A 15,315-nucleotide genomic window follows, 5' to 3' on the forward strand; every position below is an offset into this window, starting at 1 on the left:
TTTTTTTTGTTTAAAAACTATAACCGTATTATTCTGTAACTAAATTAACATTATCAATTTGGTAAGTAGTTGTTATACCATCTGAAGCACCAGAATACTCAAAACCAATATATACAGTTTCTCCTGCATAAGATGATAGGTCTATATCTCCTGATGGTGTAAAACTAGTTCCATAACCATTAGTATTACCTGTAGAATACGTTGCTTCAGTCAATTCTACCCAAGTAGCTTGAGTTGGGTCCCCTGTAAAATCAGTCGAAACGTATGCCTTTAAAGCTTGTCCATTATTATAACCATCGTTAGTTTCGAAAGAAAAGGTTGCTGAAGTTGCTTCACTTAAATCTACACCTGGAGTTACTAACCATACATTATAAGGGTTTTCATCTGAGCTAAATGCTGAAGTCTGAGCATACTTATTATTACTAAACTCTCTAACTTCAAACACTCTTTCTCCTCCATTTATATTGACGTTAGTCCAATTCTCAATGCTAACATCCTCTCCTGTACCTGCTGTCTCTCCTTCAAAATCTTCAGATAAAGCTCCTAACTCACCATCAACTGGCTCATCTTCACCACATCTTTCTCCTTCAAAATTAACATCATTTTCATCTCTTAGTGTTAACTGGTAAGTTGTATTGAAAACACTTAAAACAGACGTTAAGGAACCTTTCCCCCATGGTAAAACCATATCTTTAAAATCAGAGAAACCACTTGTTCTTAAGGTTGCTGTTTGACCATCACAATTTTCAAAATCTCTATTCACACTAAAAGTACTTCCTACAGTTCCAAAAGATTCTCCTTCTAAGCCATCTACAAACTGTACTTCATTAAACTGTACTAAAGTGTTTAAGTATTGATCAGAAATTTCTGAGATAGAAATCACAGTTGGAATAATTTCTTCTTTATCATTTGAACGTAAGATTCTATCATAGAATTCATCTACACCAATTCTACCAATTTCATCACCTTCATCAGTTCCTATAGTAGGTAAACCAGCATATTGTCCAATGTAAAGACCATCAACTCTAAAGTAAATTTTTCTTCCTATATCATAGGTCAAATAAGCATCTGTAGCTTCTGTTGAAATAGCCAACCCACCTGTAGGATTTTCTGGACTATCTTGTATTACTATAGATTTATAAAAATTACCTGCTTCATCACTTGAAACTACGTAAGCCTCTAAGTATAATTCTTCTTGTGAATCTTCTCCTGCAGATATCTCCACAGATTCAAAACCACCATACATTTCTTTAACAGATTCAATTGTAGTATTTACATTTACATTTGGCTCTTCATAAGTAATCTCTGGCGTACTAAAGTCATCATCCTGAACACAAGATGTAATCATCAAACCTGCAAAAAACAGGGTACTAACTGCTAAAATCTTATTGATATTTTTCATAATTCTAATTAATTTATTTTTTAAAATCTAACGTAAACATTTAAATAATAAGTAGTTCCATATCCATACCAATATTTAGGTCCGAATACCCTCTTTTCATTACTTACATCCTCAGATAAGGTTCTATAATTAGCACTTCTTCCTTGCTCAAAACCTCCAGTTTTATATTCTTTATCAAACACATTATTTATTGTCGCAAAGAATCCTACAAAGTAATCATTTATTTTCCAAGACTTTCCTCCTACTACATTCACCAACATATAACTATCAAATTCTTCTTGCTTCAATAATTCCCTAGCAGTTTCAGTATCATAATCATTAAATGGCGCTCCGTCAAAATCTGCATAAAAATTTTGAGATCTTGTAATGGGAGATACATCTACGTAAGCATTAGAGAAAAAGTTTGAAGTTGCTCCAAACCACCAGTAATCTGGATCTCTATATTCAAAACCTATTTGATAAGCTTGTTGAGGTCCTCCAGCTACTTTATAATCTTTTAAATAAGATTTCCCGAAATCTAATTCTTGCTGAAAATCATCTGAAGTTAAATATAAATCTGGATTATTAGCATATACATACTCCCCATAAGAAGCCGCCCCTTTTAATTTAATCGTTGGTGTTACTTGAGCTTCAACACCTAATTCTGCACCTATATGTCTTTTATCGATATTGGTTAATACCTCTTGTACAAAAGCTGTATTTACATTTCTACCCAAACCAGAGATTCCATCTGCATAGTAAAAAGCAATTTCGGTAGCGTCTTCCATTTTTGTATAATATCCAGTAAGTCTTGCTTTTACTTTAGGTGATCTATATACATAACTTAAATCTACATTTTTTACAGTTTCCTCTTCTAAACCTAAAACAGTACTATTATTTTGTCTAGAATTTGAAAAAGAGTTTCTTAACGTTGGGGCATCCGTAAAGTAAGCTCCATTCAAAGTTACTAAATGACGTCCTGTTATTTTATAGGTAGCTCCAACTTTAACACCGTAAGTAGTAAAATCTAATTCTTCACTTTCTCCTAATGAATTGGTAGGAAAACTACCATTTCTATACAAACCATTTCTCTGGTAAGTTGTTTTTTCAACATTTGCACCAGCATAAAAATCTATTTTACTATAGCTAAATTGCGCTTGAGCAAAACCATTATATTCAGAAGCATCTAATTCATAATCATATTTAAAAGTATCACCCTCTCCTAAGACTCTATTTGGATTTTCTAAGTTATTTTGAGCAGCATCACCTTGATTAAAAGTATCTATATCCAAATAACCACTACCTCCTAATAAATCGATCATATTGGCAAAATTATGAGAGTTCAATCTCTTATAACCTAATGATCCATTTAACGTGATGTTATTGGTAATATCTGAAGATATAATAGTATTAGCTGTCAATTGCTTATCATCATTACGATCTTCGTATAAATAATATTTAGAAGTTCCTCCACTAAAAATATTTGCTTGATACATTGCATCCCAATCAATTTGGCCATCATTTCTAAATGACTCTGAAGCACCATAAGCTCCTGCATAATCTGCTCCATCTGGATTACCTAAAAAGTAACTTGGTAATTTTTGGTAATAGGTTGGATCTGGGTTAGGAGCATTATCATAACCTAATCTGCTGTTTCCTACTTTACCAAATTGATAGGCAACATTTGTATTTAATCTTGTCTTTTTTGAAATATCCCAATAATGATTTAACATTATAACAGGCTCTTCTATCTCTCTTACTCTAGAATTTCTTATTTCTCCATCTTGATATCCCCAATAAGAATTATAGCTGATATCTTTCAAGTCGTAAACTTCTTGTGTATTAGGAGAAGATTTTCCTCTTCTGTTAGGCGTGTAAAATGCCGTTAAATTTAAACTATGCTTTTCATTTATTTTCTTTTCTACAGCAGCAAAAAATGAATTAGCGTCATATAAAGAACCATCATTGAAACCTTCTTCACCAAATCTTCTAGAAGCTAAAAAACTATAAGCCCAACCATTGTCCGTAAGTCCCGAATTATATGAAGCCATTACTCTACCTCTATAACTTCTATTAGAAGATGCATAAGAAACACGCCCCCCTTTTTGATATTGAGAAGCTCTCATTACTACATTTGTAGTTCCTGCTAAATCTCCAAATGTATTCTCGTTGGCAGATAACCCCATTGTAAAGACTTGATTACGCATAGCATCATTCAACCCGCCCCAATTACTCCATTGTGGTCTACCATTATACATTTTATTCATTTCAATTCCGTTAATAAGAACTTTCCCATTTTCAGAATCAAAACCTCTAGGTCTAAAAAAAGTTGCACTAAAATCGTATGCTGCAGCATTTAGAAAAACATCTCTTGAAGCTTGTAACAAACCAGATAAGTTATCGGCAGCACTTTCATCACTACTTAATTCATTGTCAGATAAGCTGATGGTACCGATTTGAAAGTTTTCTTCATTGATATCAACTTCTAAAGAAATCACATCTAAGTTTAAAAATTCATTCTCATTGATAATAACGGGAAATCTCTTAGAGATAAAACCTTCTTTGGTAAAAGTTACAATTTGTTCCCCTAAAGGGACTTTAAAAGCAACAAAGTTAAATTCTCCTGATGCATTCGTCATCACTGTTAAATTACTATCTTCAATAGTAACTTCTACATCGGGTAAACTTTCATTAGTTGTCGCATCTACTACATTCCCCACCACATTCGTTTGTGAAAACGAAACTGCTGAAAAAAGCAATAATGCAAAAAGAATAAATCCTTTTTTCATCTTTAAAATATTGATTAACATTAGTTTAAGTTAAGAAAACATTATTTTCCGGCTGCAAATGTACATATTTTATCTACAATACCTACTTTTGGAAACTCTTAACATAAAGATTTTACATTTAAATAATATTTAACAATCATGAACAAACTATTGTACTTCGCTGCTGCTCTATTAATGCTTAGTTGCGGATCCACACAAGAAACAAGCGAAAACAACACATCTAAAAGTAATAAAGAAAAGACTTTTAAAGTAAATACTGTTGCTTTTTACAATTTAGAAAACCTTTTTGATGCTGAAAATGATGAAACTATTATGGATGAGTATTCTCCCATTATGGAAATGGGTGAAGGCCTAAGAGATGGTGTTTACCAAAAGAAATTAAAAAACATGGCCTATGTTATTCCAAAAATTGGTGCCGATGTTTCTAAAAATGCACCAGCAATTGTAGGTGTTTGTGAAGTTGAAAATAGAAAAGTTTTAGAAGATCTTGCCAACCAAGAAGCCTTATTACCTTATGACTATGGCATTGTTCACTTTGATTCTCCAGATAGAAGAGGGATCGATGTCGCTCTTTTATATCAAAAGAAATTATTTAAAGTAACTAATACCAATTCTCACGAGCTATTGATTTATGATGCCAACGATCCAGAGAAAAGGGTATATACAAGAGATCAATTAGTAGTGTCTGGTAAATTAGATGGAGATGATATTCATTTTATCGTAAATCACTGGCCTTCAAGAAGTGGAGGGGAAGCAAGAAGTCGTTTTAAAAGAGAGAAAGCCGCAGCACTTAATAAAGAAATTATAGACTCTTTACACGTAATAAATCCTTACGCAAAAATTATAACTATGGGAGATTTAAATGATGGCCCTTATAATACGAGTGTAAAAGAAGTTTTAGGCGCTAAAGCGGAAATGGAAGATGTTGAACTGAAAGGTTTATACAATCCTATGGAAAATATGCAAAAGAAAGGAATAGGAACCATCGCCTATAGAGATAGCTGGGATTTATTTGACCAAATGATTTTAAGCAAACCTTTAATTGAAAAAGATTATTCAACATACCGATTTTACAAAGCTGGAGTTTACAATCCTCAATTTCTAAGTAACCCAAGAGGACGATATAAAGGTTACCCATACAGAAGTTTCTCTGATGGAGGATTCTCTGGAGGATACAGTGATCACTTTCCAGTGTATGTTCATCTTATCAAAGAAATTCAGTAGAATAAAACCTAAAATCTACAAACAAAAAATCCGCTCAAATGAGCGGATTTTTTTTATTTCTTAATTTCACCATCTAACGGTGGTCAATAAAGTTAAAGCTGACCAATAGTTACAATGGAACTTTATATCCAAATAGCCCAAGGTATCATTGCTAATATTGCAGCAAACGCCAAGGTATAAAATATAGCTAAAGTTTTAAATTTTGGTGCTGAAGATAACTTCTTCTTATGTTTAGAATATCCTATAGTAATTAGTGCAATAGCAATAATCATAAGCAAAGGATGCTCTACATTATACATTCTCATCGTACTGTTTTTCATGATTAATCCCATATCAACGTTTTCTGAAAACCAAACTATTTTTGGAGAAACAAAAAATAAGATAAGACCAATAAGTAATTGAAGGTGTGTGCAAATTAAAGCAAACAGTGAAATTCTAAAATCTTTTGCTCCATAAGGTTTTTTGGTAAATACACCAATAAGTGCATTAATAGTTGCTAAAAACGCAACTAAAATCACCATATACGCCCAATAAGAATGTAAATAATAAATAGCTCTATACATGTTTTAAATTTTTAAATTCAAATATACTATTTATTATAAGTTACTCCTAACATATAAATTAACACATAAAAAAAAGCCCACTGAAATCAGCAGGCTTTTAGTAGTTTGTAATGAAAAATGAGTTATATTAATCTACATTAACTTCCCACTCTCCTTCAACTTTTATATACTTAAAGCTTTCTATTACATTACCAGAATTATATGTATTAGCATTTATTACATATTTTTGACCTTCTTCTGCATTAGGTGCAATAACATTTGATAATAAATCTATTAATACGGTATTCATCATAGTATCGTTCCAACTAGTTGGACCTCCTCCTCTATTAAAGTTACCATAAGTAGCTAAGTTTCCTGCAGCTGCAGAATAATTATTACCCTCATCATCTACAAAATCTGCATAATTAGCTCCTACATAATCATAATCTGACACTACCAAGTTATACTGGATAGTATTATCTGGCACCCAAGTTTCTCCATCATGACCAAACTGTAAGGTAGAAGTAAATTGTTCCCAAACGCTATTTGTATACATATAAAATGAACCTCTGGTTACTGTATTTTCTCCATCGTAATATTTGTAAATAATATACATCTCATCTTCTTCCTGAGCATAAGGAAATTCTGAATTTAAGAATGCTGGGATATAATCTTCTGGAGCTACAGAATTACTAAAATTATTATACTGGCCAGGAGCTCCCATCGCATCATAATCTGCATCGCTTAAATAATAAACATCTTCGCTAGGCGCCCATTCGCTACCATCAAACATAAAGAATTTACCTTCTGCATCGCTGTCTCCTGTAATTCCTATTGTTTTTATTACTATACTTTCAACTCTCCATCTCGCTGCATCTGTAGATGTAGATTCATATTTTAAAGCAATATTAATAGTTTCACCTTCATAAGCACTAAAATCATATTCTTCAGATAAAATAAAATCATTACTATCACCTGCAGGTGCTGTTGCTAGATTAATTTCTTCCCAAGTTGCAGTTGTAACATCATCTGTATAATCTGTAGATACTAAGATTTTTAACAGAGATAAATCTGTTGCATAGTTAATGGCTTGATTTATTTGAAACTTTAGATCAGATTCTTCAGTTAAATCTATTTCTGGAGATACTAAATAATCAAGATTAGCTACCTGACCATTATCAAACCCATTTCCTTGAATATAGTTTGTTTCTGATGTCCATCCTAAATCGTCTCCTAATAAATCTACTACAGTCCAAGCTTCAAAACTATCTTGAAAATTATATTCAACCAAATTAGCATAACCTATTTCTGGTACTTCTGTATATTGATTGTAGGTAGCTAAAACCACCTCTCCTTCTGAAGGGTTAGCGATTTGAGTTGATAATACTTCGGCTATAGCGTCATTTACATTTGCACCTGGATAAAACCCTGCAGCATCACTCCCAGAGTTTGCATAATCTGTATTGGTTAACTCATATTCTGCAGCATTCGTAAATACTCCAACGCTTGCTACTTGATCATATTGAAGATTATAAGTAACAGTTACTGATGACCCTTTTCCCCAATATGGATATAATTCACTTAATAAACCTGGAATTAAATCTCTTGCTTGTTGCTCGTCTACAAAATTCTCATTTTCTAACTCTAAAGTTTCGTAATCATCACTGGTTAAAGTATATTCTGCAACTCCTTCAACTGTGTTTTCGCTATTGATTTCTTCGTAAACATCATCCATAGGCTCACAAGCTCCTAAGAATAACATTAATGAAATACTTAAATAAAATATTTTTTTCATTTTTCTAATTTTTAAAAGTTAAGTTTCGCTCCTACTGTGAACGTTCTTCCTACCCCGTACCATACTCTAGCTGTTGCTGAGTTTGATAAGTCTCCATCGATAGCATCTGAAATATATTCTGTATCAAATACGTTATTTATTCTACCTACTAATGTAGCATCTAATTTACCTACTTTGAATCCGTGAGTAACTGAAGCATCAAATAATCCGTAAGAAGGAACTTCCCAAGGCTCATCTGGTCTGCTATCATTTGGATTGTATCCCCCGTCACTAGGATCAAAATCTGCATATAACCTATCATAATAGTTATAATCTACATAAACTGTAGTTTTTGGTAATAAGTCATATCCAAATCCTAAAGCTAAAGCTGTTTGAGCAGCATCTGCAACAGGAATATCTTCGATAAACAAATCTACTGTTTGAAGAAGCTCTTGATCTTCTCCTCTAATTTCTACATTTTCTATGTTATCTTCCCATTTCCAATCACCAAAAGAAGCCATACCAGTAATTTTTAACTTATCTGTTGCTCTATATACAAAGTCGATTTCAACTCCTTGGTGTACTGCATTTACTCCTAAAATATTTGCGAAAGCTGTTTCGTCTTCAGATAACTGAAAAGATCTTGTTTCTGTTCTATCTCTCCAAGCTGTTCTATATAAGTTAACATTTGCTGTGAATTTAGAAGATCTAAAACCGTAACCTAATTCGAAACTCATAATCTTTTGGTTCTCTGCATCATCATTAATTTCCTCATTGTTAAAGTTTGGAAATACTGCATCAAAGCCTGGAGCTTTTTCAAAATACCCAACATTTGCAAATACATTGTGAGTATCATCTATGTTATAGTTTGCCCCTCCTTTAGTCATATAACCAAGAAAATTATAACGATCTGTTTCTTGTAAAGGATCTGAATCTAAATACTGGAAATAATCTATACGCTTGTAAGAAGTATTTGAAGCTGATAATGAGATAAAACCAGATATTTTATCTTTAGAATATTCTAATTGACCAAAAAGTCCTTGCCATCCTACTTTACCATCATTATAATAATTGAATTTATCTCCAACTTGTAGAGTATTATTTGGATTATTCACATCTGAATCATCTGCAAAGTATTGACCTCCTAATAAGTTTGTAACCTCATAAAAGTGAGAACCCGTATAATCTCTTAAATCTACACCTGCCAATAATTCTAAGTTATCTGAAAGTTCTATAGTATAAGTAGACAATAACCCATACCAATTATGGTCATTTCTTGAAGCTCTTAATATTGACTCTGATCCTCCAGCACCGTTAGCTATGTTCTCGTCTTGTATTCTATCTACATCTACAGGTCCTAATGGTCCTAATGTATAGTCTGGATCTGTGAATTTAGACTCTCCTCGAGTTCCACCACCACCACCAGTACCAAACGAAGCATAAATTGCCGTACTTAAAGTAGATTTTTTATTAATTGTCCAATAGTGATTTAAAGATATTTGAGGCTTGTGGTAAAAATTATCTTCGATATGAACTACTTCTCCATTTAAATAACCCCAATCTGAATTATATTTTCTACCTCTTTCGCTTTTTTGGTAATCTGCAATTAACTGTCTATTTTGTCTTTGACCGTGTCTTTGCTTAGCTCCGAATGCAGTAAAAGATAACTCATGAGCATCATTGAATTTTTTCGATAAGTTTACAAAGTATGATACAGAATTAAATTCAGTTCCATCTACATAACCATCACCATACGTTCTTGCTGCAGAAACAGAAGCTGCGAACCCATTTTCTAATAAACCTGTAGAGTAACTTAATCCGTATTTTGTGTAACCATCGTTTCCTAAAGTAGTCATTACATTACCACCTTCTTCTACATCTGTAGTTTTGGTAACAATGTTAATTGTACCACCAATAGACGGTACGGCAACTTTAGATGCTCCAAGACCTCTTTGTACCTGCATTGTTCTAGTAACATCACTTAAACCTGCCCAGTTACTCCAGTATACAGCCCCGTTTTCCATATCATTAACAGGAACTCCATTAATTAATACTGCAACATTTTCAGATTCAAAACCACGAAGGTTAATTCTACCGTCACCAAAACCACCTCCAGCTCTAGTAGCATAAACTCCTGGAGTAGATTTTAAAATTTCTGGAAATTCTTGGCTTCCTAATTTCGTTTCAATGTCTTTTGCTTTAATCGTAGAAACCGCAACTGGCGTCTTTCTATCGATCGCTAAGGAGTAGCTAGTAATAATAATTTCATCTAAAGCGCTGTCATCAGCAACTAAAACAATTTCACCTAAGTTTACTGTTTCCCCATTTTCTACATTAAATTCAATTTCTTGTTTTTGAAACCCTACATATGATAATACAATTTTGCCGGTTGTAGCTTCTACATTTAAAGAGAATTTACCGTCAAAATCTGTAGTGGTCCCATTGCTTGTCCCAGCTACAGTAACGTTTGCACCAGGCAATGGTGTTTTCATCTCAGAATCAGTAATAGTACCCGTTACGATACCCTGAGCGAAAAGAAAAGATGTTGATAACAACATCGTTAATAAAAATAAGTTTTTCATTTTGAAGACTTTTATTTGTTTTGTTTTGTCGCGGCAAATCTAACAATAAAAAGTTCAATATTAATTATGAAAATCTTAACTTTTGGGTTACTAAAATGTTAAGTAATACTTCAGATGTCCTGAAAATCTAGATTTCTTTAAATTTTATCTGACCTAAATCCTTTTTTAGAGAGTCCATTTTAGCAAAATACATAGGCTTTAAAGACTCTTTAAGAGGTTCTGAACTAGGTAGATTTTGCTTGTAAGGATCCACCTGTTTTCCATAAACCCAAAAACGATAACAAACGTGTGGCCCAGTAGCTAATCCTGTACTACCTACATAACCTATAACATCACCTTGTTTTACACGTTGACCCACTTTTGCATTACGTTTAGACATGTGCAAATATTGAGTGGTGTACTTATCATTATGACGTACTTTTACGTAATTTCCATTTCCTCTCGTGTAACTTGACTTAATAACGACACCATCTGCAGTTGACCAGATTGGCGTGCCTGTAGGTGCAGCATAGTCTGTTCCTTTATGAGCTTTCCATCTTTTTTGAACAGGATGAAATCTTCTTTTGGTATAGCGTGATGAGATTCTAGAATATTTTAACGGAGCTTTTAAAAAGAAGCTTTGGAGTGAATTGGCTTCTTCATCATAAAATTTTGCAAATCCGCTAAGGGAATCTTTACCAAATTCAAAAGCGTAATATGGATTCTTATAATGCGTTAATACAGCCGCCTCTATGTTTGCTAATCCGGCGTAGACCGTATCGTTTATATATTTTTCGTTATAAATAATTTTAAACTGATCTCCTTTTTGAATTTTAAAGAAATCTATTTTCCATTGGTAAATATCGGCCAACTTATCTGCTAGTAAAATACTTAATCCTTCATTATCCATAGCAGCAGAAAGAGAAGAAGTTATCACTCCCGATACTATATTTTTTTTAATAGTTACCGGCTTTTTATTTCTTAAAGCAGAAATACTATCTTTTAAATTAACAACCGTATAATTTATTCTACTTTCTTCGTAGATAAATACCTCCACGTTAGACAAGGAATCTTTAGACTTTAATATAGTGTATGGCTTACCAACATTGATTCTCGCAGGATCAAAAACATCTTTTACTTTTTCTGAAACCTCAAAAACTCTCCCTCTAGTAACTCCATGAGAATCCATTATCGCCCCAAAACTATCGCCCGATCTTACCGTATCTCTATAGACTTCATAATCATCTAGTGTAAAACCATACTCTTTAATAGAAGGTTTTGGTTTTTTTATTTCTGTTTGGACTTCTTCCTTTGGCGCCTCGTCGAACTCACAGCCAACTGCAATTAGAATTAATAATATTAAAGGGAGGTAAGATATTTTTTTCAAAAGAAATTGGTTCAGTTATATTTTTAAAAAATTTTATCAAAAATATTTAATGCTATACTTCTATACAACTTAATAGCAGCTTATTTATTATGCTTTATTTAACCTTTTAATAAGCTATGTTCTATTTTTTTGCTGAAAATGGATTTTTTAAACCTTTGTATTCCTCCAAATCTGCTTCGAGAGAACCTACAGCCAGTTCCGCTTTAATTTTTACAGGCATTTTATTTTTGTCATCACTTACCCAAAACGTGAGACTTTCTTCTTCTTCAAATATTCGATCTGCTTGTACATAAGGTCTAAATTTTAAACACTTAACCTTTCCAAACTTAGTTTTCACGACTTCTCTCTTTAAAAAAACAGTTTTAAAACGATAATTCTCATCGTCAAAAAACAAATCGAGTACAATTTCATCGCCAGGCTCAATTGTTTTATGATCTATTTTATTTCTTAAAAAATAAAAAACAGATAACATATCTTGAACTTCTTTTTTGGTTGAAAAAGTCTTTTCTGTTTTATGCTTATTATCAATTACTCTTGCGACATTTTTATTTTGATCAAAAAATATCTCTTTGTCTTTAGTATGACCGCCTTCGTTTATTTTTCTTATAAAATATAAAGGCTGTTGTGTGTCTTTAGAAATATAAGTTTGATAATCGTCATTAACTTCAAAAAATAAATCTAACAATCCAGTAGATTTTCCTTTACCAACTATATGAAATACCTCTTTATTATTGTACAATTCATCTTTCACTTCTAGCGTAGCATAACTCGCATTAAACCACCCATAGTGAATTCTAAATTTAAACCATTCTCCAGCCTTATATGCTTTTTCTGATTGCGCTAAAGCGGAAATATTTATCAAGCAAATTGCTATAATTAAAACTGATTTTTTCATAATGTTAAGTTGGTTAATGGAGGCTCTTTTAATTATTTTACAATTTCTATTCCAAAAATAGAAAAACAAAAAACCCCATCAAATTTAATGATGGGGTTTAATGCTTATTAACCAACTAAAACTTAAATTTATGAAAAAAAATTTCAAATTTACAATTTTGGTAACCACTCCAAAAATGCTGTGCAAAAGTACAGCAACTTGCAAAGGTAGGATGTAAAAAAATAAACTTTAACCTTTTCTACATCAAATCAGTAAATAAAATGTGTTTTAGTTAATTAATCTCTAACTATTTGTGAGTTAGTTAAGTGTTCCTCGCAATTCTTGTTCTCTTTCAATAGACTCAAAAAGGGCTTTAAAGTTACCTGCACCAAATCCTCGAGCTCCCATTCGTTGAATTATCTCAAAAAATAAGGTTGGTCTGTCTTGTATTGGCTTAGTAAAGATTTGTAGTAAATAACCTTCTTCATCGGCATCTACCATTATCCCTAAACTTTTTAATCTTTCAATATCTTCACGCAGTTCGTGGCTGTGTTCTTCTAATCTTCCTGGTACAGCTTTATAATATTCCTCTGGTGGTGTAGATAAAAACTCCACCCCTCTAGATCTTAGATCTGATACGGTTTTAATAATATCATCTGTTGCTACTGCGATGTGTTGTACTCCAGGACCTTCATAAAAATCTAAATACTCCTCAATTTGAGATTTCTTCATCCCTTCCGCAGGTTCATTAATTGGGAATTTTATTCTTCCATTACCATTACTCATCACCTTACTCATCAAAGCAGAGTATTCAGTATGTATTTGTTTATCATCAAAAGAAAGGAAGTTAACAAACCCCATTACATCTTCATACCATTTTACCCATACGTCCATTTCATTCCAACCTACATTTCCTACCATATGGTCAATAAATTTTAAACCAACTGGTTCTGGACTATAATCTGATTCCCATTTTACGTAACCTGGTAAAAATGTTCCATTAAAGTTTTTACGCTCAATAAACATATGAACCGTTTCACCGTAAGTGTAGATTCCAGCTTTTACAATTTCTCCACTCTCATCTTTCTCAACCGTTGGTTCTAAAAAAGATTTAGCTCCGCGTTTTGTGGTTTCTTCCCAAGCAGATCTTGCATCTTCTACCCATAGAGCGACAACTTTAACACCGTCCCCATGCTTAACAATATGGTTATTGATGTCTTCTTGTTTTGAAGTTAAAGGAGAAGTTAACACCAATCTTATTTTATCTTGTTTTAATACGTAAGAGACAGTATCTCTACTTCCAGTTTCAAGTCCTTTATAAGCTAACGATTGAAATCCAAACGCTGTCTTATAAAAGTGCGCAGCTTGCTTAGCATTACCAACGTATAACTCTACATAATCTGTACCCAAAAGTGGCAAAAAATCTTGCGCTCCTTCAAATATTTTTTCTAATCCGTAATTAACTGATTCTATATTTTTTTTACTCATTTTCTTATTTTTATTTTATTAAACATTCTCAGAACTATGCACTACCTATAAATAGTTTACCACATAGCTCTCGCTTGCGCGGAAATGTTTAATTGTAATTTTTCGCTAAGCATGATTTTCGTCTAACCAAGATTTGTGATAAGTGTCATCTGCTATTTTCATTCCCTCTTCAGTAACTTTTAAAGGCTTAAAAGTATCTACCATCACTGCAAGTTCTTCAGTTTTAGTTTGCCCTATGCTTCTTTCTACCGCTCCTGGATGCGGACCGTGAGGAATTCCTGCAGGATGCAAGGAGATATGACCTGCATCAATATCATTTCTACTCATAAAATCTCCATCTACATAATACAACACCTCATCACTATCTATATTACTATGATTATAAGGCGCTGGAATAGATTCTGGATGATAATCGTATAATCTCGGACAGAAACTACATACTACAAAAGCATCGGTTTCAAAGGTTTGATGTACTGGTGGTGGTTGATGAATTCGACCTGTAATAGGCTCAAAATCGTGAATTGAAAATGCGTAAGGGTAATTGTAACCGTCATAACCTACTACATCGAAAGGGTGAGTAGCATAAGTAACGTCAAATATTTCTCCTTGTTTTTTTATTTTCATGAGAAATTCTCCTTTCTCATCATTTGTTTCTAACTCATAAGGTCTTCTTATATCTCTTTCGCAAAAAGGAGAATGTTCTAGTAATTGACCAAAATGATTTCTATAGCGCTTTGGCGTATAAATAGGTCTGTTAGACTCTACAATAAATAAGCGATTATCTTCATCGTCAAAATCTATTTTATAAATAGTCCCTCTTGGTATTAAAAGATAATCTCCATATTTAAAGTCGAGATTCCCCAAGTGAGTTCTTAACTTCCCTGTTCCTTTATGAATAAAAAGAAGTTCATCTTCATCTGAATTTTTATAAAAATAGTCTCCCATAGATTCCTGTGGTGCCGCTAAGGCAATCGAACAATCTGAATTGGTTAAAACTACTTTTCTACTTTCTAAAAAATCTGGCGCGGGAACAGTTTGAAATCCGCGAAAGCGATATGATTTTATATTGTTTTCTACTGCAATTTTAGGCTTTATGCTATAAGGGTCTTTCACACTCTTTATTTGTGTTGGTCTATGTTCGTGATAAAGATTGGTAGACATCCCGTCAAAACCTATGGTCCCAAAAAGTTGTTCATAATACAAATCACCATTGGGCTTTTTGAAAATCGTATGACGTTTGGGAGGTATTTTTCCTAATTTATGATAAAATGGCATAACTAAATGGGCTTTTCACA

At 32.9% G+C, this 15,315-nt stretch carries 10 protein-coding genes; 1 reads left to right on the forward strand and 9 read right to left on the reverse strand.

Annotation, left to right across the window (positions count from 1 at the left end; all coding sequences use genetic code 11):
- Positions 1 to 28: 28 nt before the first annotated feature.
- Both FT986_RS01105 and FT986_RS01110 read right to left on the reverse strand, forming a co-directional pair.
- Positions 29 to 1,402: a DUF5689 domain-containing protein gene (locus tag FT986_RS01105; RefSeq protein ID WP_147863439.1), complete on the reverse strand. Its 1,374-nt coding sequence runs from the start codon at positions 1,400 to 1,402 to the stop codon at positions 29 to 31.
- Between the two features lie 20 nt (positions 1,403 to 1,422).
- Positions 1,423 to 4,170 (reverse strand): carboxypeptidase regulatory-like domain-containing protein, encoded by a 2,748-nt coding sequence (locus FT986_RS01110; RefSeq protein ID WP_147863440.1) that lies wholly within the window; start codon positions 4,168 to 4,170, stop codon positions 1,423 to 1,425.
- A gap of 138 nt (positions 4,171 to 4,308) precedes the next feature.
- On the opposite strand from FT986_RS01110, the gene FT986_RS01115 reads away from it, so the two are divergent.
- Positions 4,309 to 5,394, forward strand: a complete 1,086-nt coding sequence (locus FT986_RS01115) for an endonuclease/exonuclease/phosphatase family protein (protein ID WP_222706175.1) — start codon at positions 4,309 to 4,311, stop codon at positions 5,392 to 5,394.
- A gap of 122 nt (positions 5,395 to 5,516) precedes the next feature.
- Here the strand turns inward: FT986_RS01115 and FT986_RS01120 are convergent, their stop codons facing one another.
- The 7 genes from FT986_RS01120 to FT986_RS01150 all read right to left on the reverse strand — a co-directional run bounded on the left by FT986_RS01120 (position 5,517) and on the right by FT986_RS01150 (position 15,295).
- Positions 5,517 to 5,957, reverse strand: coding sequence for a hypothetical protein (locus FT986_RS01120; RefSeq protein WP_147863441.1), 441 nt, complete (start codon positions 5,955 to 5,957; stop codon positions 5,517 to 5,519).
- 127 nt (positions 5,958 to 6,084) lie between these two features.
- Complete coding sequence (locus tag FT986_RS01125; RefSeq protein WP_147863442.1) at positions 6,085 to 7,731, reverse strand: choice-of-anchor J domain-containing protein; 1,647 nt, start codon at positions 7,729 to 7,731, stop codon at positions 6,085 to 6,087.
- Positions 7,732 to 7,742: 11 nt separating this feature from the next.
- Positions 7,743 to 10,292: a TonB-dependent receptor gene (locus FT986_RS01130; RefSeq protein ID WP_147863443.1), complete on the reverse strand. Its 2,550-nt coding sequence runs from the start codon at positions 10,290 to 10,292 to the stop codon at positions 7,743 to 7,745.
- A gap of 127 nt (positions 10,293 to 10,419) precedes the next feature.
- On the reverse strand, positions 10,420 to 11,658 hold the full coding sequence (locus tag FT986_RS01135; RefSeq protein ID WP_147863444.1) for a peptidoglycan DD-metalloendopeptidase family protein: 1,239 nt from the start codon (positions 11,656 to 11,658) through the stop codon (positions 10,420 to 10,422).
- 121 nt (positions 11,659 to 11,779) lie between these two features.
- On the reverse strand, positions 11,780 to 12,553 hold the full coding sequence (locus tag FT986_RS01140; RefSeq protein ID WP_147863445.1) for a DUF3108 domain-containing protein: 774 nt from the start codon (positions 12,551 to 12,553) through the stop codon (positions 11,780 to 11,782).
- A gap of 297 nt (positions 12,554 to 12,850) precedes the next feature.
- The gene (gene hppD, locus FT986_RS01145) at positions 12,851 to 14,020 is read right to left on the reverse strand and encodes a 4-hydroxyphenylpyruvate dioxygenase (RefSeq protein WP_147863446.1); all 1,170 of its coding nucleotides are present in this window, start codon (positions 14,018 to 14,020) and stop codon (positions 12,851 to 12,853) included.
- Between the two features lie 105 nt (positions 14,021 to 14,125).
- The gene (locus tag FT986_RS01150; RefSeq protein ID WP_147863447.1) at positions 14,126 to 15,295 is read right to left on the reverse strand and encodes a homogentisate 1,2-dioxygenase; all 1,170 of its coding nucleotides are present in this window, start codon (positions 15,293 to 15,295) and stop codon (positions 14,126 to 14,128) included.
- Positions 15,296 to 15,315 lie beyond the last annotated feature (20 nt).

The sequence above is a fragment of the Mesonia sp. K4-1 genome, assembly GCF_008017825.1.
Lineage (GTDB): Bacteria > Bacteroidota > Bacteroidia > Flavobacteriales > Flavobacteriaceae > Mesonia.

Bases quoted from the DNA above. Each gene is read 5' to 3' on its own strand.
- FT986_RS01105 (WP_147863439.1), bottom strand. From the start codon at position 1,402: ATGAAAAATATCAATAAGATTTTAGCAGTTAGTACCCTGTTTTTTGCA.
- FT986_RS01150 (WP_147863447.1), bottom strand. From the start codon at position 15,295: ATGCCATTTTATCATAAATTAGGAAAAATACCTCCCAAACGTCATACG.
- FT986_RS01130 (WP_147863443.1), bottom strand. From the start codon at position 10,292: ATGAAAAACTTATTTTTATTAACGATGTTGTTATCAACATCTTTTCTT.
- FT986_RS01115 (WP_222706175.1), top strand. From the start codon at position 4,309: ATGAACAAACTATTGTACTTCGCTGCTGCTCTATTAATGCTTAGTTGC.
- FT986_RS01140 (WP_147863445.1), bottom strand. From the start codon at position 12,553: ATGAAAAAATCAGTTTTAATTATAGCAATTTGCTTGATAAATATTTCC.
- hppD (WP_147863446.1), bottom strand. From the start codon at position 14,020: ATGAGTAAAAAAAATATAGAATCAGTTAATTACGGATTAGAAAAAATA.
- FT986_RS01110 (WP_147863440.1), bottom strand. From the start codon at position 4,170: ATGAAAAAAGGATTTATTCTTTTTGCATTATTGCTTTTTTCAGCAGTT.
- FT986_RS01125 (WP_147863442.1), bottom strand. From the start codon at position 7,731: ATGAAAAAAATATTTTATTTAAGTATTTCATTAATGTTATTCTTAGGA.
- FT986_RS01120 (WP_147863441.1), bottom strand. From the start codon at position 5,957: ATGTATAGAGCTATTTATTATTTACATTCTTATTGGGCGTATATGGTG.